The organism is Chryseobacterium artocarpi (assembly GCF_001684975.1).
GTDB classification, from domain to species: domain Bacteria; phylum Bacteroidota; class Bacteroidia; order Flavobacteriales; family Weeksellaceae; genus Chryseobacterium; species Chryseobacterium artocarpi.
The window spans coordinates 1-17,569 of sequence record NZ_MAYH01000001.1 but is presented as its reverse complement, the minus strand read 5'-3'; the positions used below and the strand labels follow the sequence as shown (position 1 = coordinate 17,569).

16 protein-coding genes and 3 tRNA genes are annotated in these 17,569 nt (G+C 32.7%); 15 read left to right on the top strand and 4 right to left on the bottom strand.

All coding sequences use genetic code 11. The annotated features are described in order from the left end of the window. Positions 1 to 4: 4 nt before the first annotated feature. Complete coding sequence (menC, locus tag BBI01_RS00095; protein WP_065392661.1) at positions 5 to 1,009, bottom strand: o-succinylbenzoate synthase; 1,005 nt, start codon at positions 1,007 to 1,009, stop codon at positions 5 to 7. After that, positions 1,010 to 2,026, bottom strand: coding sequence for a class 1 fructose-bisphosphatase (gene fbp / locus BBI01_RS00090; protein WP_065392660.1), 1,017 nt, complete (start codon positions 2,024 to 2,026; stop codon positions 1,010 to 1,012). 516 nt (positions 2,027 to 2,542) lie between these two features. Here fbp and BBI01_RS00085 point away from each other — a divergent pair. The 4 genes from BBI01_RS00085 to BBI01_RS00070 all read left to right on the top strand — a co-directional run bounded on the left by BBI01_RS00085 (position 2,543) and on the right by BBI01_RS00070 (position 6,170). Beyond that, a complete protein-coding gene (locus BBI01_RS00085; RefSeq protein ID WP_065392659.1) occupies positions 2,543 to 3,781 on the top strand; it encodes an aspartate kinase in 1,239 nt (412 codons plus the stop codon). Between the two features lie 22 nt (positions 3,782 to 3,803). After that, positions 3,804 to 5,645: a bifunctional lysophospholipid acyltransferase family protein/GNAT family N-acetyltransferase gene (locus BBI01_RS00080; RefSeq protein WP_065392658.1), complete on the top strand. Its 1,842-nt coding sequence runs from the start codon at positions 3,804 to 3,806 to the stop codon at positions 5,643 to 5,645. 109 nt (positions 5,646 to 5,754) lie between these two features. Beyond that, positions 5,755 to 5,827 (top strand) — tRNA-Phe (locus BBI01_RS00075). A gap of 270 nt (positions 5,828 to 6,097) precedes the next feature. Further along, a tRNA-Phe gene (locus BBI01_RS00070) sits at positions 6,098 to 6,170 on the top strand. Between the two features lie 52 nt (positions 6,171 to 6,222). Here the strand turns inward: BBI01_RS00070 and BBI01_RS00065 are convergent. Next, complete coding sequence (locus tag BBI01_RS00065; RefSeq protein ID WP_065392657.1) at positions 6,223 to 7,209, bottom strand: class I SAM-dependent methyltransferase; 987 nt, start codon at positions 7,207 to 7,209, stop codon at positions 6,223 to 6,225. A gap of 270 nt (positions 7,210 to 7,479) precedes the next feature. Between BBI01_RS00065 and BBI01_RS00060 the strand changes: the two genes are divergently transcribed. The 4 genes from BBI01_RS00060 to BBI01_RS00045 all read left to right on the top strand — a co-directional run bounded on the left by BBI01_RS00060 (position 7,480) and on the right by BBI01_RS00045 (position 10,519). Next, entirely contained in the window at positions 7,480 to 7,947 is a 468-nt protein-coding gene (locus BBI01_RS00060; protein WP_123862035.1) for a hypothetical protein, read from the top strand. 53 nt (positions 7,948 to 8,000) lie between these two features. Beyond that, on the top strand, positions 8,001 to 8,813 hold the full coding sequence (locus BBI01_RS00055; RefSeq protein ID WP_065392655.1) for a helix-turn-helix domain-containing protein: 813 nt from the start codon (positions 8,001 to 8,003) through the stop codon (positions 8,811 to 8,813). A gap of 165 nt (positions 8,814 to 8,978) precedes the next feature. After that, a tRNA-Phe gene (locus tag BBI01_RS00050) sits at positions 8,979 to 9,051 on the top strand. A 247-nt stretch (positions 9,052 to 9,298) separates the two neighbouring features. Then, the gene (locus tag BBI01_RS00045) at positions 9,299 to 10,519 is read left to right on the top strand and encodes a site-specific integrase (RefSeq protein WP_065392654.1); all 1,221 of its coding nucleotides are present in this window, start codon (positions 9,299 to 9,301) and stop codon (positions 10,517 to 10,519) included. Between the two features lie 481 nt (positions 10,520 to 11,000). Here the strand turns inward: BBI01_RS00045 and BBI01_RS00040 are convergent, their stop codons facing one another. Continuing rightward, positions 11,001 to 11,324 (bottom strand): winged helix-turn-helix transcriptional regulator, encoded by a 324-nt coding sequence (locus BBI01_RS00040; protein ID WP_065392653.1) that lies wholly within the window; start codon positions 11,322 to 11,324, stop codon positions 11,001 to 11,003. Positions 11,325 to 11,450: 126 nt separating this feature from the next. On the opposite strand from BBI01_RS00040, the gene BBI01_RS00035 reads away from it, so the two are divergent. From BBI01_RS00035 to BBI01_RS00005, 7 genes are all read left to right on the top strand, one after another. After that, the gene (locus tag BBI01_RS00035; RefSeq protein ID WP_065392652.1) at positions 11,451 to 12,050 is read left to right on the top strand and encodes an isochorismatase family protein; all 600 of its coding nucleotides are present in this window, start codon (positions 11,451 to 11,453) and stop codon (positions 12,048 to 12,050) included. Between the two features lie 13 nt (positions 12,051 to 12,063). Beyond that, positions 12,064 to 12,792, top strand: a complete 729-nt coding sequence (locus tag BBI01_RS00030) for a pirin family protein (protein ID WP_065393312.1) — start codon at positions 12,064 to 12,066, stop codon at positions 12,790 to 12,792. A 129-nt stretch (positions 12,793 to 12,921) separates the two neighbouring features. Beyond that, positions 12,922 to 13,428, top strand: coding sequence for a cupin domain-containing protein (locus BBI01_RS00025; RefSeq protein WP_065392651.1), 507 nt, complete (start codon positions 12,922 to 12,924; stop codon positions 13,426 to 13,428). A gap of 264 nt (positions 13,429 to 13,692) precedes the next feature. Then, positions 13,693 to 14,415 carry a hypothetical protein gene (locus tag BBI01_RS00020; protein WP_065392650.1) on the top strand — a complete coding sequence of 241 codons (723 nt, stop codon included), beginning with the start codon at positions 13,693 to 13,695 and terminating at the stop codon, positions 14,413 to 14,415. 28 nt (positions 14,416 to 14,443) lie between these two features. Next, entirely contained in the window at positions 14,444 to 14,746 is a 303-nt protein-coding gene (locus tag BBI01_RS00015) for an ANTAR domain-containing protein (RefSeq protein ID WP_065392649.1), read from the top strand. A 61-nt stretch (positions 14,747 to 14,807) separates the two neighbouring features. Further along, complete coding sequence (locus tag BBI01_RS00010; RefSeq protein WP_065392648.1) at positions 14,808 to 15,830, top strand: LLM class flavin-dependent oxidoreductase; 1,023 nt, start codon at positions 14,808 to 14,810, stop codon at positions 15,828 to 15,830. 317 nt (positions 15,831 to 16,147) lie between these two features. Beyond that, a complete protein-coding gene (locus BBI01_RS00005; protein WP_065392647.1) occupies positions 16,148 to 17,350 on the top strand; it encodes a hypothetical protein in 1,203 nt (400 codons plus the stop codon). Positions 17,351 to 17,569 lie beyond the last annotated feature (219 nt).

The following is a 17,569-nucleotide window of genomic DNA, read 5'->3' as shown; positions in this document are numbered from 1 at the left end:
TTATTTACTTTTTGAACCAAAGCAGCTCATTTCGAAGATCTAAGCTGGATTCAAAATTATTGATAAATAAAGCTCCAGTACCTAATCCTTGAGGCATTGGATTTTTTTTAGTGAAAGTATACTGAGCGATTGCATTCAAACCAATATTACTTTCCAATGCTGAAGTAATCCACCAACCGATATTGTGTTCTTCTGCCAGCGCAATCCATTCATCAGAGCCTGCAAATCCACCTACCAGAGCAGGTTTCAGAATAATATATTGTGGTTGAATAATCTCTAAAAGCTTTTTCTTTTCTTTTGGATCTGTAATTCCTATCAATTCTTCATCCAAAGCAATAGGAGTAGGAGTTGCTGCACATAGCTCAGCCATATCATTCCAGTTCCCAGCTTTGATAGGTTGTTCTATAGAATGAATATGTAAATCTGCCAACTGTTGTAAAACCGTTACTGCTTCTTCTTTACTAAATCCTCCATTAGCATCCACACGTAATTCAAGTTGCTCTTTAGAGAATTTTTCTCTCAGCTTTTGAAGAATAAAGTGCTCAGACTTCCAATCAACACCAATCTTTAACTTAATACAATGAAACCCTTTCTCCAGCTTTTCCTGAATCTGTTCTTCCATATAACCGACATCTCCCATCCAGATCAGCCCGTTAATTGTAATAGCTGCTTTCGCTTCAGTAAATTCGCTTGGAAAATAAAGATGATCTCCGTTTTTTAAGTTTTGAATTGCCTGTTCATATCCAAACCATATTGACGGAAAATCTTTTAATTCTTCTTTTAAGATCTCCGGATTTTGTGCAATATTCTCACAAAGCCACTTCAGTTTATCTTCATAATCTGGTCTGTCATCAAAGCTTAATCCTCTGAAGATAGCACACTCTCCTATTCCTTTTCTTCCGTTTTCCGAAATTTCAAGAATAAAGGTTTCCTTATCAAGCAAAACGCCACGAGATGTTCCACTCGGGCGTTTGAATTCTAACAGATATTTAAAATATGATCCTTTCATTTATTTTACGCTGTCAATACGCATAAATTCTTCTGCTTTCTCCACCATATCAATGCTTCCACAGAAGAAAGGAATTCTTTGGTGAAGTTCTGTAGGTTCTACTTCCAGAATTCTTCTGAAACCATCAGTTGCTTTTCCTCCAGCCTGTTCTGCAAGGAAAGCCATTGGATTACATTCGTATAACAATCTTAATTTACCGTTTGGAGCCTGAGAATAAGATGGATAGATATAAATTCCTCCTTTCAGCATATTTCTATGGAAATCCGCTACCAATGAACCAATGTATCTGGAAGTGTACGGACGGTCTCCTTCTTCCATCTGGCAATATTTAAGATAATTCTTTACTCCCTGAGGAAATTTAATATAGTTTCCTTCATTAATAGAATAGATCTTACCTGTTTTTGGGAAGGTCATATTCGGATGAGAAAGATAATATGTTCCTAAAGAAGGGTCTAATGTAAATCCGTTTACTCCGTTTCCTGTTGTATAAACAATCATGGTAGAAGATCCGTAGATCACATATCCTGCCGCAATCTGATTAACTCCTTTTTGTAAGAAGTCTTCAAGCTGTACTGGTGTTCCCGGCTCAGTAACTCTTCTGTAGATAGAGAAAATAGTTCCCACTGAAACATTTACGTCAATATTTGAAGAACCATCCAGAGGATCTATCAATACAACATATTTGCTCAGGTGTCCGTTTTCACCACATTTAATATCAATGAAATTATCATTTTCCTCAGAAGCAATACCACAAACCACCTCTCTTTGAGACAAAGCTGTAATAAAAATATCATTAGCGATTACATCTAGTTTCTGCTGTTCTTCACCTTGTACATTCTGGTTTCCTGCAGCTCCTGTAATATCTACAATTCCGGCTTTATTTACTTCTCTGTTTACAACTTTAGAAGCCAATCTTATTGCACTCAAAAGACGAGAAAACTCACCCGTTGAATACTGAAAATCGTCCTGTTTATCGATAAGAAATTCTCCTAAAGTCTGTAATGGCTGATTTGACATATTTTTCTTTTTACGTTTTCCCCAAATTTCGGAAAATTTATCACATTAAGAAAATTTAATTACAAAACACATTACCTGTTGTATATCAATATCATACACATTTAACTCAACATAATATTAAAGTTATGTTATTAATTCTTTCTACAAATTTACTGTTCTAAAAGAATGAAAAATTTAAAAATCAATTTGAGACAATAATCTCAACTTAAATTTGAAAGTCTGGTTACACAAAACAATACAACAAACTGATTTTAATCAATATATCATAAAAAATGTATTTTTTTCATCATTTCATTTTAATTATTAGATTCGTAAAGATCTTTACTTAGAGTGTTACAAGCCAGCAAGCTTTAGTATTTCCAATGTTGCTTTCCTTCTACATTTAGATTATTTTAAGGAAATCTTAATTCTATCAGAGAGTTTGGCTATTTCATATCTCGTTGTAAATTTATAATTTTGACGTCCGTAAAAAACTCATGTAATTTTTTATCTAACAATTTTATTTTTAACAATTTAATGAAAATTTTCAAGTTTGGTGGAGCGTCTGTCAGAGATGCTGAGAGCGTAAAAAATGTGTCAATGGTTCTAAAAAGCCAGGGATTCGCCAAATGTTTGTTGGTCATTTCAGCAATGGGAAAAACAACAAACGAATTGGAAAAGGTGGTAGAGCTTTATTTCAAGAAAGATAATTATCAGGCTGAAATTAAAAAGATAAAACAAAAACACATCGAGATTGCGGAAGGTCTGTTTCCTGAAAATCATCCAGTTTTTGCTGAAATTAATGTATTCTTTGATGACATTGATTCTTTTTTAAGAAGAAACAAGTCTCCCAATTACAACTTTGTTTATGATCAGGTCGTAAGCTGTGGAGAAATGATTTCTACTAAAATTGTAAGTGAATATTTGAATGAAATTCAATTTACCAACCAGTGGCTGGATGCAAGAGATTATATCAAAACGGATAACTCTTACAGAGAAGGCACTGTAGACTGGGCAAAAACAGAAGAATTTATTTCAAGATTAAATCCTGAAATCTGTTATGTGACTCAGGGTTTCATAGGATCAGACGACAATAACTTTACCGTAACATTAGGAAGAGAAGGTTCCGACTACTCTGCTGCTATTTTTGCTTATTGTTTGAACGCAGAAACAATGACAATCTGGAAGGATGTACCTGGTGTAATGACCGGAGATCCAAGAAAATTCAGCGATGTATCTCTTCTTTCTAATATTTCTTACGAGGAAGCTATTGAAATGGCGTATTACGGTGCAAGTGTTATCCACCCGAAAACATTACAGCCATTACAACAAAAAAACATCCCTTTCTATGTTAAATCCTTCGTGGACCCTACAAAAGAAGGAACAAAAGTGGGCGCTTCAGACAAAAACCAACAGGAAGAATCTTATATTTTAAAAGAAAATCAGGCTCTGTTAAAAATTTCTACCAGAGATTTCTCTTTCATTGCAGAAGATCATATGAGCTTAATATTCGGATATTTATCCAAGTATAAAATCAAAGTTTCCCTGATGCAGAATTCTGCTATTTCTTTGGCATTATGTCTGGAGGATAAATTTAATCATATTGAAGAGCTTAATGAAGAGCTTCAAAAAATTTTTAAAACTGAAGCAATTAAAAATGTATCTTTATTCACAGTAAGAAATGCGAAGATGGATCACATTGATAGATTTTACCACGAAAAAAATGTATTATTGGAACAAATTTCTAAGAATACGCTTCAAATGGTAACACAATAATATTAATTGCGACTAAACACACATGAGTTTAATTTCGAAAAACGATCTGATCAAAGCTTCCGGCTTAAGTAAAATTGGATTTCTAAAGAATCCAGTAGCATCTGCCGTGATGAGCATTGCCAAAATAAACGAAGTAAATAAATTATACGACAAATTAAAAGATAAGGAAGGCAAAGACTTTTTCGACTCATTTGTAAGAGAAAGAAACTTAAGCTATGTAGCTTTTGAAGAAGATCTGGCAAAAATTCCGAAAACAGGACCTTTTGTTTTGGTTTCTAATCATCCGCTGGGTGCCATTGACGGAATTCTGATGTGCAAGATCTTATCGGAGGTTCGTCCGGATTTTAAGGTAATGGGTAATTTCCTTTTGGAAAAAATAAAACCTATGGAGCCTTTCGTAATTGCTGTAAATCCTTTTGAAAACAGAAAAGAAGCATACAGCAGCTCTTCAGGAATGCGTGAAACGCTCAAGCATTTACAAAACGGAGGCTGCGTAGGCATTTTTCCGGCGGGAGAAGTTTCTAACAAGAACAATCCTTACGGAGAAATTTTAGATAAAGAATGGGAAAAAACGGCACTTAAGCTTATCAGAATGGCTAAAGTACCGGTAGTTCCTATGTATTTTCATGCGAAAAACAGTCGCTTGTTTTATCAGATAGCAAAACTCCATCCGAGTTTACAAACATTGATGCTTCCGGCTGAAATGATGAATGACAGGGAAAAACCTATCAGAATCAGAATCGGAAGACCGATTACCGTAAAGGCAATGGATGAGATGGAAACTATTGAAGAGCTTGGTGAGTTTCTGAAACGTAAGGTTTACATGATGAAATCTTACTATGAAAAGAGAAAATCTCTTGCTCAAAGCATCAATCTTCAGAATTTATCTGTAAAATTTCCTTTATTAAAGGAAGAAAATATTGTTCAGAATATTATTGACGAAACTCCGCTGGAAGATATTGTAAAAGATGTTGACAAGCTGAGAGGTACAGATAAGATGTTATTCAGCAATGGTAACTATGAAATTTACTTCACTACTTACGAAGAAATTCCTTCTATTATGAGGGAAATCGGGCGTCAGAGAGAATTGACATTCCGTGCTGTAGGTGAAGGAAGTAATCTTCCGTTTGACCTTGATGAGTACGACAAGCATTACCATCACCTTTTCCTTTGGGATAATGGTGAGAAAAAACTGGCTGGTGCCTATAGAATGGCATTAGGTAGAGAGGTAATGAAAAAATATGGTGTTAAAGGTTTTTATACAAGCTCTTTGTTTGAATTTGAACAGGACATTCACCCTTTCTTCAAAAAGGTAATTGAAATGGGACGTGCTTATATCTGCCAGGAATATCAGCAGAAACCTCTTCCTCTTTTCCTTTTATGGAGAGGAATCGTACATGTCTGCCTGAGAAATCCGGACCATAAATTCCTGATGGGAGGTGTAAGTATTTCCAATAAGTTTTCAGAGTTCTCAAAGTCTCTGATGATCGAGTTTATGCGTTCCAATTATTTTGACTCTGCAGTAGCTCAGTATATCACTCCGAGAAATGAATACAAGGTAAAACTTCGCGATAGGGATAAAAGCCTTTTCTTTGAAGAAATGGAATCTGATCTTAACAAGCTGGATAAGATTATTGATGATCTTGAACCGGAATTAAGATTACCAGTTTTGATAAAAAAATACATCAAGCAAAACGCTAAAGTGATAGCTTTCAATGTTGACCCGAATTTTAATGATGCGATTGACGGATTGATGTATATCAGAATCAGTGATCTTCCGGAAAGCACGATTAAACCTGTACTGGAAGAGATGAGTGAGCAGATCAGAAAAGAGCAGGAAAATAATCAGACTGATAATCAATAAGTTTTTTAACAAAAGTAAAAAAAGTACGATGAATACTTGCTTTGTATAGTAAAACATAGTACTTTTGCATCACTTTAAAACAACGAAGTAAGACAAACAAAAATATAATGGTTTCTTAGCTCAGTTGGTAGAGCAATGGATTGAAAATCCATGTGTCCCTGGTTCGATTCCTGGAGAAACCACTTTAAAACCTCTGATTATTCAGAGGTTTTTTTGTTTTTTAATAAAAAGATTTCAATCTTTAAATAAAGCATACCTTCGTTACAAAATATATTAACTTCTAAATAGAATTTCTAAATCCTGGAAAATTTTATGGTCTGTTACTCTTATCTTTAGCATCAAAACTTATGATCTGAAAAATAAAAATACCTAAAAGAATTGGTTCGAATACAAAAATGTATTACTTTTGCATCACTTTAAAAATAACGAAGTAAGACAAACAAAAATATAATGGTTTCTTAGCTCAGTTGGTAGAGCAATGGATTGAAAATCCATGTGTCCCTGGTTCGATTCCTGGAGAAACCACTAAAAAAGCCTCTGATTACTCAGAGGCTTTTTTATTTGTATGTGATGAACATTATTTTGTTCCTTTTACTCTATATATTCCAAATACAAAATCACTTGGGTTGTTTTTTAAGAAATCATCTTCCAATTGAAAAACAGCCTTTAAAATCCTTTGTTTTTCCACATTTGACTCATTCCCTACAAAATGATGGGCGATGTCTTTAAATACACTCTGAAGCAGGTTATTTCCTATTGCCTTTTCTTCCACGGTTTCAAAATATTCATGAATAGCAGGAATAATACTTTCTGAATCTACACATTCGGAAGGATCAGCAATAATCATCCTTACAACACCACTTCCGTAATAACTGTTTTTATAAAGATTAGTTTTATATATTCTCTTATATGGCTTAGGAATAATCTGTAAAGCTTTATTGATATATTGAATTTGCTTTTTTGAATACTGAAGTCTATTCTTTCCTACAAATTCATTAATGATTAAGCAGCCGTCAGGTTTTAAACTTTTAATGACTACTTCTTTTAAAAACTGAAAAATATTCTCAAAATGGTGTAAAGAAGCATGAAAAAAGACGATATCATATTTTCCAGGCTCAAAATTATATTTCAGAATATTTTCCGCATGAAAAGAAATGTTATGTAAATCCTTACCTTTTGCAATTTCATCAGCGATAGACAGAAGTTGGTCTGAAAAGTCAAAACATTCTACTTTCCAATGAGGGTTGAGTTCGGCTAAACGAAGTTCATGACTACACACTCCTGAACCGAGCGCCAGTACTTTTACCTCTGCTGCATCCTGAAAATAATTTTCACTGAGATATTCTTCGTAGGTAGTATCAGGATTTCCTGTAACCAATTCATTCCATCTTAATCTAATTTCAGGAATATTCCAGAAATTGGCTGCTTTAATTTCTTTTTCATTAAAAGCACTTTTTGTCCTTTGAAAAGAGTCTATTTTTAATTTGGAAAAAAGAAAAGGGAGACCTCTTTGATGGAATTTGATATAGATATCTCTAAGATCTTCTAATGTTAAAAGACGCATTATTAATTTTTATCTCTGCAAGTTAATTAAAAAATCAAAGAACAAAAAAAATATTCTTTTTCACATCGTTTCACATGATAAATATTATGATATTTCGGAATGATTCTGTATTTTTTTCTAGCTTTTTATTCAAAAAAAACTTTTAAATTTGGGAAACTCAACAAAAGCAGAATCAATAAACTGCCCTTGAAATGAGATTATCACCAAAAACAATTTCAATGTTTTTAGGTAAAGATTATTATCCATAAAAACTTTTAATTTTCTATTTTTATGAAAAACTTTATCATTCTTTTTTTAGTATCTCCTTTATTTTGCATGGCGCAACTCACTTATAATGACCTTACTTTTTTAGCAAATAACAAAATCAATAAAAATATTGAACATATCCAAAATAAAGGTTACACTTTCAGAGAGGAAAGAACAACCGGAGATGGCACAAAGCAGGTTTATTATGAAAAAGGAAAACTAAGCCGAACAATGGTCGTTATGCGTGTATTAGACAACCAAAGTGTTGTCTTATCTTATGTTCCTGAAAATATGAGTAATTTTGAGAGTATACGGAATGAAATAAATAAAACAGGATTCCAGTTTCTAGAATCTACACACAGCGACAGAGATGATTGCTCATCTTACCAATCAAAAGAATATTTTGCTAAACTTTGTGAAGTAAAATTTCCTGGAAGTACTGACACATCTTATAACATTACTTTTTACAGTAAAAATGTTGTTTCACAATAATTCAACAAAAAACCATGTGAGTTTTACTTAGATTGGGAATTTTTTTTTCAGAAATGACAGAGACTTTTAAAACATTTAAACCACAGGATCCGGTGGTTTCAAAATATGTAAGTTATTATTATCTGGAGATCAAACCGGATAATATTCTCAGAGAATTTGAATGTTTTCCTCATTTTAATAACTCTATTTCTCTTTACAAATCTCATCAGAGGGTTTCTGATGGCACCATTCAATATGAAGAAAAAGGGATTCCGCTTCAGATCTTTACTCCTATAAGGGAAAACATCTTACATGTGAAACAAGCAGGTTCCATTCATCGTATTGTGGTTGTATTTGATCCGTTGGGAATTCATCAATTTTATCGTGAGCTTGATTTTAATGATTTCATAAGAGATTTTGCATTTTTCACTCCTTCTGAGCTTGATCTTTTATTTAAAACCGATAATACAGAAGCGCTCTGCACTCTATTGGACCAATCTCTTTCTATTCGTTATAGAGAATACAGAAATGATTTGATAAGTGAAGCAGTTCAATATATTTTTGATACTCCGGAGGGGCTTTCGGTAGAAGATTTAGCGGAAAAATTACAGATAAGCCGGAGACACCTTACGAGAGTTTTTAAATCTATTTTCGGTATTTCTGTACAAAAGTTTCAGAAAATTGTTCTTTTCAGGAAAACTTTACAACATAAGCTTTCAGATAACCCTGACCAGAATTTCACTTCTCTTGCTCATGAATATAATTTCAGTGATCAGGCACATTTTAATAAGATGTTCGGGAATTTCACCAATCATTCACCAAAGCAGTTTTTAAAGAAAGGAACTCTTTTGGGAACGGAAGATACATTTTGGCACTTATTAAAGTAAACACAAAATAACATTGAAACACTGATAAACAAACAATTATCACATCCCCACTTCCAACCACTGTATTTTTTTTCAAAAAAATTGCACAAAAACTTGCAAGATATTACAAAATGCTATACTTTTGCATCACTTTAAAACAACGAAGTAAGTCAATACTAAATATATGGTTTCTTAGCTCAGTTGGTAGAGCAATGGATTGAAAATCCATGTGTCCCTGGTTCGATTCCTGGAGAAACCACAAGAAATTGGATGATTTCTAACAAAACCCCTCAAATTGTATGATTTGAGGGGTTTTTATTTTGATTAGTATATCAAAATAAGCTATTTTCTCACAAAGTAAAGGTGCCCTTTTCGGTGACCCCTGCATTTAGACTTTTTTAGGTAACCGAATTTCTCTGAAAGTCCCATCAGAAAGGCTGTTCAATAATCGAATATCTTGATTAATGGGTCTCTGGGAATTATTTTAACCTTTAAAAGTCATTATTATGAAAACTAAAATTTCAGTATTGTTCTATGCTAAAAAATCCAAAGCGAAAAGCAATTTACAAGTTCCAGTTTATTTACGAATTACTGTTAATGGAAAACGTTCAGAATTCTCTACAGGTAAAAACGTAGATCTTTCTAAATGGAACCCAGAAATAAGCCGTATAAAAGGCAATTCTGAGGAGGCTCGTACTATCAATAAGTATTTTGATGTGTTATCGTCTAAAATCCTTGAAATCGAACGCAATCTTACTTTATCAGGAGAATCTTTCGAGGCTACCGATGTGAGGAATCTTTTAACTGGAAGACAAGAAACAGAACGTCATTTGATTCCTATCTTCCAAGATCATAATGATAGGATGAAAAAATTAATTGGAAAAGATTATGCACTAGCAACTCTTAAAAATTTCAAAACTTGTTTGGCTCATTTAAAACAGTTCCTATGGAGTTTTTATAAAAAATCTGATATTAATATTAAAAAAATTGAACCTGCTTTTTTGAATGATTTTGATTTCTTTCTTCGTACTGTAGTAAAATGTAATAACAATTCCACAGTAAAACATACCAAGAATTTAGCAAAGATTCTCAAAATATGCTATCAGAATACTTGGATTGAAAAAGATTTAGTGGTGTATTACAAAGGAAAATTCAATGAAGTAGCCACAAATTTCCTGACACAAGAAGAAATTAAATCTATTCAGGATAAAGACTTTGCAGGTCAGGGCTTAAATTTAGTTCGTGACATTTTTATTTTTAGCTGTTATACAGGATTGGCATATATTGATATTCATAATCTGACAAAAAGCCATATTTCTACAGGAATAGATGGTAATTTATGGATAATGACTCATAGACAAAAGACTCATACAGTATCGAATATTCCCTTACTTCCAATAGCTGAAGAAATACTAAGAAAATATGAAAACCATCCTTTAACGACAAATTCGGAAAGGTTACTTCCAATGTATACCAATCAAAAAGTTAATGAGTATTTGAAAACAATTGCTGAGACTTGTGGAATTACAAAGAAACTTACGTTTCATGTGGCACGCCATACATTTGCAACGACAGTGACTTTAGGAAATAATGTTTCTATGGAAAGTGTAAGTAAAATGCTGGGACATAAAAGCATTAAAACCACTCAACACTATGCTAAAATTTTGGATAAGAAAGTAAGTGAAGATATGACTTCCTTAAAAACATTACTAACTGCTAATTGTTAGATATTGCTTGAAGACTTAGTATCAATTTTTATCTTAAAAAAATACAGCCAATATATTGGCTGTATTTTTTGTCAAATAGTCTTCAACGATATTTTTGTATGATTTCTTTTATTAATAATCTTTTTACTGTAATGCCGTCTAAAGGATAAGTCTAATATTTATTAGTTTGCTGAGTTCTTTCTACCTTACCATTGAGTGAAGAAATTAGGGTTTTATAGGTCTATATTTAATAAAATGCTCATGCAATTTATATTGAAAGATATAATTGAAAAATTCAGTTTTCCAATCCATTTGAATATGCCATATATAATATAGAAATACTGTTTTCTTTATTTTTTTAAGTATTTCTAATTTAAGAAATTATATTCCAATGTACAAAGTACTGACCAAAGATGAAAATCCAACACTATATTATATTTGGTTGAATACTAAAAATGGGAAGATGTTTTTGTCCAAAGATACAGTTGATATTAGTTTTTTGTTATAAATCCACATTCTCTTCCCCCCATTTATATAAGCTTAAAATGATAGGCTGTAGTTTTTTTCCTTTCACGGTTAATGAATACTCTACGGTTGGTGGAACAGTGGGATATGCTTTTCGGGATATAATATTGGCTGCTTCTAATTTTTTAAGCTCCTTGACTAACATACGAGTATTTATGTTGGGAATATTGCGTTCCAGTTCTTTAAAACGTTTGGTACCATCAAATAAAACATATATAATTGGAATCGCCCATTTACCTCCTAAAATTTCTAATACATCTTTCAGAACACACTTAAATTCAATTTTAACATTTTTTTTCATCTGTTGAGACCCTTAAATTTATTCAATGCTTTACTTTTTGTTATTACTGTACATTTATGTAACTACTTGCAAATGTAAAGTATTAGGATTAATTTCGAATATAGAATAATTAAAATCTCTAATAAAATGAAAAATTTCACAAAAAACGATACGATTATATTATTAATAGACCATCAAGTTGGTACACTAGGATGGTCTGTAAGCCGTCCAAAAGAAATGATTATCAGCCGAACAGTAGCTCTTGCGAAGTTAGGTAAAGCACTAGGTATCCCAATTGTTTTAACAAGTAGTCAGGAAACACAGGCACAAGGATTATTATTGCCGGAATTACAGGAAATTTTACCTGTGGAATATGCAGCCAGAATAAAAAGAGAAGGAATAACCAATGCATGGAATGATGAGAATTACAAAAAGGCAGTATTGGAGGCCGCTGGAGGTAGAAAAAATGTGATTATGGCAGGTCTTACACATGATGTATGTATTGTTTTTCCATCTCGTTCTATGGTAGATGAGGGATTTGATGTACAGGTTGTGATCGATGCAGGAGGCTCCCCTACTCAAATTGCTGATGAAATTGCTCAACAAACTTGGGAAAAGGGAGGAGTTCGTACAACTACAATCAATCAGTTGGTTGGAGAATTAATTGATAGCTGGGCTACAGAGGATGGTCAGAAAGCTGTACAGATTGTTTATGAAGAGGTTATGTCCAAAATTGGTCAATTTTAAAAAAAGCAAGAAGATGTTAAAAAAAATTGATAACTCTAAGAAATTGGGGAATCAGCATATCTCGATACTATATCCTGGATTAGAACTTTCGGATAGTGATACTGGTTACTACAGTATAGGGAGGATTGATCAGGCACACATTCAAGGCGGAGCCGTAATAAAAATGCATCCACATGTGAATGATGATATTCTTTCTTATTTCCGTAGTGGAAAAGTAAAGCATACTGACTCGGAAGGATTTACGGAGTATATAACCCCCACAAAACTAATGTTGATGAAAGCAGGTAAAATGTTTTATCACGAAGAGGCTATACTTGAAGAACAGGAAGGTTTGCAGATATTCATCCGTCCAGGAGAGAAAGATTCACAACCAGAGGTTATTTTCCAGGAATTGGAAGAAGTACACAGTATAAATGAATGGCGTCTAATAGCCTCTCCTGATAAATCGAAAACTGTTTTGGAACTCAGTAGTCAAACATGGATTTATGACATGCAGATTACACCAGGGAAAGTTTTTAGTCTTCCAGAGGAAGTTAATAAAGAATTTCATTGTCTGTTATATGTTTTTCAGGGCAGTATGGTAGTAAACGATAACATAGAATTAGGCAAAGGAGAAAGTATTTTTATAAAAGATGAAATCATTAGTTTTCAAACCAGTGACAGAGCTGAATTAGTTCTATTTGTCACAGATACGAAATCTCCTTATTATGATGGAGGAATGTATAGTGGAAATCAGAAATAAGTTAAGTGGTAAACCACGGATATAATATATTATATTTTGGATAATTATTGTCCATAAAATAAGGTTAGAAATGTGGTCTTCAAAAAAATAATGATTCTGTAAGCAAAATTAATAATAGTTATAATACTAATGTCGAATAAAACCTACCCTAAAAATATTAAGGTTACAACCCCAGATCAGGGAGAGCACTTTGGAGTAATGGGAGATAATTATAGAATAGTTGTTTCCGGAGAAGATACCAATGGTCAGTATGCTGTTATAGATATGTTAGTTCCTCCTGGTGGAGGTCCTGTACCGCATTCTCATCCTGATATTCATGAAACATTTTTTGTAACGGAAGGAGAGCTACTTTATAAGACGGAATCAGGACAGGTAAATGTACCTGTTGGTGGTTTTATTGATATACCGAAAGGAGGAGCTATTCACTGTTTTAAAAATGTCTCTGATAAAATTGCACGTGTAATTTGTACTATTGCTCCTGCCGGGTTAGACGAATTCTTCAAAGAGTTAGGTGAGCCCGTTCAGGCCGAAGAGTTTTTGGCAGTACCAGAGTTTACTCCTGAGTTTGTGAAACGTTTGGATAGTCTGAATGAAAAATATGGACAAATCTCTTTTACACCTGATTATCTGGATTAAAGTTTATTGCAAATTAATTTAGAAATTAGGACGAAAATATTAAAATTTGAAGTTATTTCTCCAGAGTTTGTAATAGATCATAGGATAATCAGTATTTTACATATTCTGATTAATAATTTAAAAAGTAAACTTAAAGTGAGATTAAGATTTATGCATTAGATATTTCTATAGAATACCTAATGCATTTTTATAAGGCTTTATTTTTTCATTAAAAAATAGTGAATAACAAAAGTTACAAACAGTATAATCCTAAAAACAAACAATATGAAAGAAGATAATGACCAAAGCTTATTAGTAGAATTAGTAGTCAAAATCCGTAAGATGGTTTCTGACATCTCTGATGAAAAAAACAGAATTACTAAACTGCACAACAGTATTCTTGCCAAATTAGAAGAAGCCGGAATTAAAATAGCTTTACAAAAAAATTTGACAGATATATGGGTAAGAGAAAAAAATGAAATCAAGTCCAATATCACCCATATCACCAAGTTGTTAGAGACAATGTATGAAAGACTCCAAAATAAAGATACCAATGGTCTTTCTAGCTTTTGGAAAGAAGGTAAAAATTATGCAGATATTACCAAGGTTAAGTTTTCGGAAATGGGAAAGATGGGAGAAGTCGTTTTTGTAGCTGATGACCTTGAACAATGGAAAGAAATTTGGAAAAACATCAAAGAAAGTGTAGGAGAATTGTTTGATATAGCTGAAACTATCTATACGAAACTATCTATGATCGAAAAGTTAAGACCGGAAGAAATAGACGAACTGACCAAGGATATCGTAAAACATATTCCTCTAGATTATTCATTGGAAGAGGCTGTAAAATATGAAAAAGAATATATGCAGGCATATAATGAATTAAAAGAAGAAGCTTCAAAAAAGAAAAATCTTTGGGATAAGTTCTTAGACATTCTGGCCGGAGGTATTCAAGAAACTCCAGCACATAGGGTAATGCTCAGAAGGTGGATGAATGGAGAAGAAAGATAATCCATAAGAATTCCAAATACCATCCAAAATGAAAAAGAATAATATATTAGTAATAGGTCGTGATCCAAAAACCTTACAAGGTGTTGTAGAAATGCTTAAGGAAAATGGTTACGATGCTCAAGGAGAGAGCATAGATGAGCAGGCTTTGGAGATATTTAATAAATACCATTTTGACGGAGTTTTGCTGGGTGGTGGTGTTGGCCCCCAGAGCAGGGAAATACTTATTCCTGCATTTATAAAGAAAAATCCTCAGATAAAAATTGCATCAGGACATCCATGGCAAGCATTAGATGCTTTGAGTAAAATTTTCAGTTATAGGCAAAAGAGATAAAGTTTAAATTACATGATACTATAAGAGAATGTTTATGACATTTCTAAAAAAGGAATAAAAAATGAAAAAAATAGGATTTTTATCTTTCGGACATTGGTCAAACCATCCTTCTTATCAGGCTAAAACTGCAAGTGATACTTTATTGCAGTCGATCGATTTGTCAGTAGCGGCAGAAGAAATAGGTATAGATACTGTTAATTTCCGTGTGCACCATTTTGCTGCACAGTTAGGCTCGCCTTTTCCTCTTTTAGCCGCAATTGGAGCAAAAACAAAAAGCGTCGAGATTGGAACTGGTGTTATAGATATGCGTTATGAAAATCCACTTTACATGGTGGAAGATGCTGGTGCTGCCGACTTAATTTCAGCTGGAAGACTACAATTAGGAATTAGTAGAGGTTCGCCTGAACAGGTAATTGATGGTTGGCGTTATTTCGGCTACGAACCAAAAGAAGGAGAAACACAGATAGATATGGGACGTCGTAAGGCCTTGGAATTTTTAGAAAAATTAGAAGGAAAAGGATTTGCTGTTGCCAATCCTAATCCGATGTTTCCCAACCCACCGGGATTATTACGCTTAGAACCATACTCAGAAGGTTTACGTGAACGTATCTGGTGGGGGGCAGCTACCAATGCTACTGCAGTTTGGGCGGCTGAACACGGAATGTATCTCCAACTATCCACTTTAAAAATGGATGAAAGTGGAGAACCCTTGCACGTTCAGCAAACAGAAATGATACGGCAATACAGAGAAGCTTGGAAAAAAGCTGGGCATCAAAGAGAACCTAGAGTTTCGGTAAGCCGTTCCATATTTGCATTAACGAACGATGCAGATCGTTTGTATTTTGGAAGAGATGCAAATAGCAAAGACCAAATTGGAATGCTGGGGGAAGGCCGTCAGGCTGTTTTTGGGCGTAGTTATGCTGCTGAACCGGATCAACTTATCAAGCAGTTGGCAGAAGATACTACTATTGCAGAGGCAGATACACTACTCTTAACCATTCCTAATACACTTGGCGTTGAATACAATGTGCATGTTCTTTCAAGTATTTTACAACATGTGGCCCCAGAATTGGGTTGGAGATAGAAGTATCTCGAATGATGCTTGATGAATGTTGATATATTTATTTAGAAGGTCATTATATCTAGAATTAATAATAAACAGAATCACAGCTTTAAATAGGAGGGCTATAAGAGATTATCCTAATCTTATAGTTATTATTATTAATATAATGTTCATTCAAACTTTAAACAGATATCGACGAAAATATATACTTTCAAAAGCTAATCATTATTTAAAATGAAGTCTGTTAAATACTATAGAATAGTAGAATAATTTTTATGTTTTTTGAATGTATTAGCTATCCAGACAAATAGACTTGAAAAATAAATTAAAACTTTTAAATGGAACTAGAAAAATATTATTTTGAAAATTCTAAATCTTTACTACATGCTTTGCCCGAAAATGAAATCGAAGCAATAATTACGGATTATAAAAATGGGGTTAAGGTTTTGGATATTGAAAAGAAATATGGTTTAGTAAAATTAAATAGCTTCTTTAAGCAATTACCTTTTAAGTTAAGTGATGAAGTTTGTGAATATTGTAATATTCCGATCTACATTAAAGTAAAAAGAATAGGAAGTAGAGTTAGTGAATTTAAGTTATGTATAAAATGCCAGCATGATAATTCGGGAGATTGTAACTGTGAACAATGTGCTAATAAAATGAAAATAAAGAATGAAGAGAGGACAAGAAATCTACAAATTCTTTGGAATATACACTATGTCGAACACTATAATTTGAACTATACCTTAAATGATCTAAGTATTTATGATGAAATTCATCTTGTATTGCTTTTTCAGTCTTATTCAAAAGTTACTAATTTATTAAATTTCTTTAATTTTAGGCAAAATAGATTTCAACTCCATAGAATTTCTGGCGAGTATTATTCAATAATAAATAATTTTATCGACAGAAAAATTCTAATTCCCGATATATATTATTTTGACTCTTATGGGGCGATATATTCATCAAATAGATCATTACCCACAATAGAATCTTTAAAAATTAATTGGATTCTCAATATTAATAAGTCACCTGGTGTTTTATTTACACTTTCTGAACTAATTACAATTATTAAAGAAAGATCTTATACTTTAGAAGATAAAAAGGCATTATGGAAAGAAATTTATTATTCCGAAGTTAAGAAATATATTGATTTTCAGTCAAAAAAATATTTAAAAATAAGTATTGATGATCAAATTATTGAACAAATAGTTGACCAGCTGTTGCCTGCATTCCCTATATCAAAAGCATATGCCTTAATTTATTATACTATTAATTCTTCCATACGATACACATTGGACTATTCTGCAAATGAAAGAAAAGTAAATTCTTATTTTCGAAACAGGATGTTTGAACATATTTTAAAATATCAGGATCATAAGAATTTAAGAGACTATAATCGGCCAACACAAATTGAATTAAATTATTTTAATCAATATGTTCTTAAAAATATATTAAAACAAGAGAATACCTATTTCTATATTTCAAGAGATAAGATATTGGGAGGGAATGAAAGTGAGGTAAAACCACTTATTCTCTAAATCTCTTTATTTATCGACATTTGCTGAAATCAAGATTCAGCTACTCACCGAATTAATCACTTTTGAAATGTAGGTTTTTGATTCGTTTTATTTGTAAAAGTTTAGATTAAATCTGACAGTTAAAGGGCAAACGATTAAGTTTGTAAAGCAATAAAAACAAAAAGTTTAACCCTTTAAAAAGTCAGAAATGAGTTTAGAAACAAAAGTAATTAAAAGTCG

Bases quoted from the DNA above. Each gene is read 5' to 3' on its own strand.
- menC (WP_065392661.1), bottom strand. From the start codon at position 1,009: ATGAAAGGATCATATTTTAAATATCTGTTAGAATTCAAACGCCCGAGT.
- fbp (WP_065392660.1), bottom strand. From the start codon at position 2,026: ATGTCAAATCAGCCATTACAGACTTTAGGAGAATTTCTTATCGATAAA.
- BBI01_RS00085 (WP_065392659.1), top strand. From the start codon at position 2,543: ATGAAAATTTTCAAGTTTGGTGGAGCGTCTGTCAGAGATGCTGAGAGC.
- BBI01_RS00080 (WP_065392658.1), top strand. From the start codon at position 3,804: ATGAGTTTAATTTCGAAAAACGATCTGATCAAAGCTTCCGGCTTAAGT.
- BBI01_RS00065 (WP_065392657.1), bottom strand. From the start codon at position 7,209: ATGCGTCTTTTAACATTAGAAGATCTTAGAGATATCTATATCAAATTC.
- BBI01_RS00060 (WP_123862035.1), top strand. From the start codon at position 7,480: ATGAAAAACTTTATCATTCTTTTTTTAGTATCTCCTTTATTTTGCATG.
- BBI01_RS00055 (WP_065392655.1), top strand. From the start codon at position 8,001: ATGACAGAGACTTTTAAAACATTTAAACCACAGGATCCGGTGGTTTCA.
- BBI01_RS00045 (WP_065392654.1), top strand. From the start codon at position 9,299: ATGAAAACTAAAATTTCAGTATTGTTCTATGCTAAAAAATCCAAAGCG.
- BBI01_RS00040 (WP_065392653.1), bottom strand. From the start codon at position 11,324: ATGAAAAAAAATGTTAAAATTGAATTTAAGTGTGTTCTGAAAGATGTA.
- BBI01_RS00035 (WP_065392652.1), top strand. From the start codon at position 11,451: ATGAAAAATTTCACAAAAAACGATACGATTATATTATTAATAGACCAT.
- BBI01_RS00030 (WP_065393312.1), top strand. From the start codon at position 12,064: ATGTTAAAAAAAATTGATAACTCTAAGAAATTGGGGAATCAGCATATC.
- BBI01_RS00025 (WP_065392651.1), top strand. From the start codon at position 12,922: ATGTCGAATAAAACCTACCCTAAAAATATTAAGGTTACAACCCCAGAT.
- BBI01_RS00020 (WP_065392650.1), top strand. From the start codon at position 13,693: ATGAAAGAAGATAATGACCAAAGCTTATTAGTAGAATTAGTAGTCAAA.
- BBI01_RS00015 (WP_065392649.1), top strand. From the start codon at position 14,444: ATGAAAAAGAATAATATATTAGTAATAGGTCGTGATCCAAAAACCTTA.
- BBI01_RS00010 (WP_065392648.1), top strand. From the start codon at position 14,808: ATGAAAAAAATAGGATTTTTATCTTTCGGACATTGGTCAAACCATCCT.
- BBI01_RS00005 (WP_065392647.1), top strand. From the start codon at position 16,148: ATGGAACTAGAAAAATATTATTTTGAAAATTCTAAATCTTTACTACAT.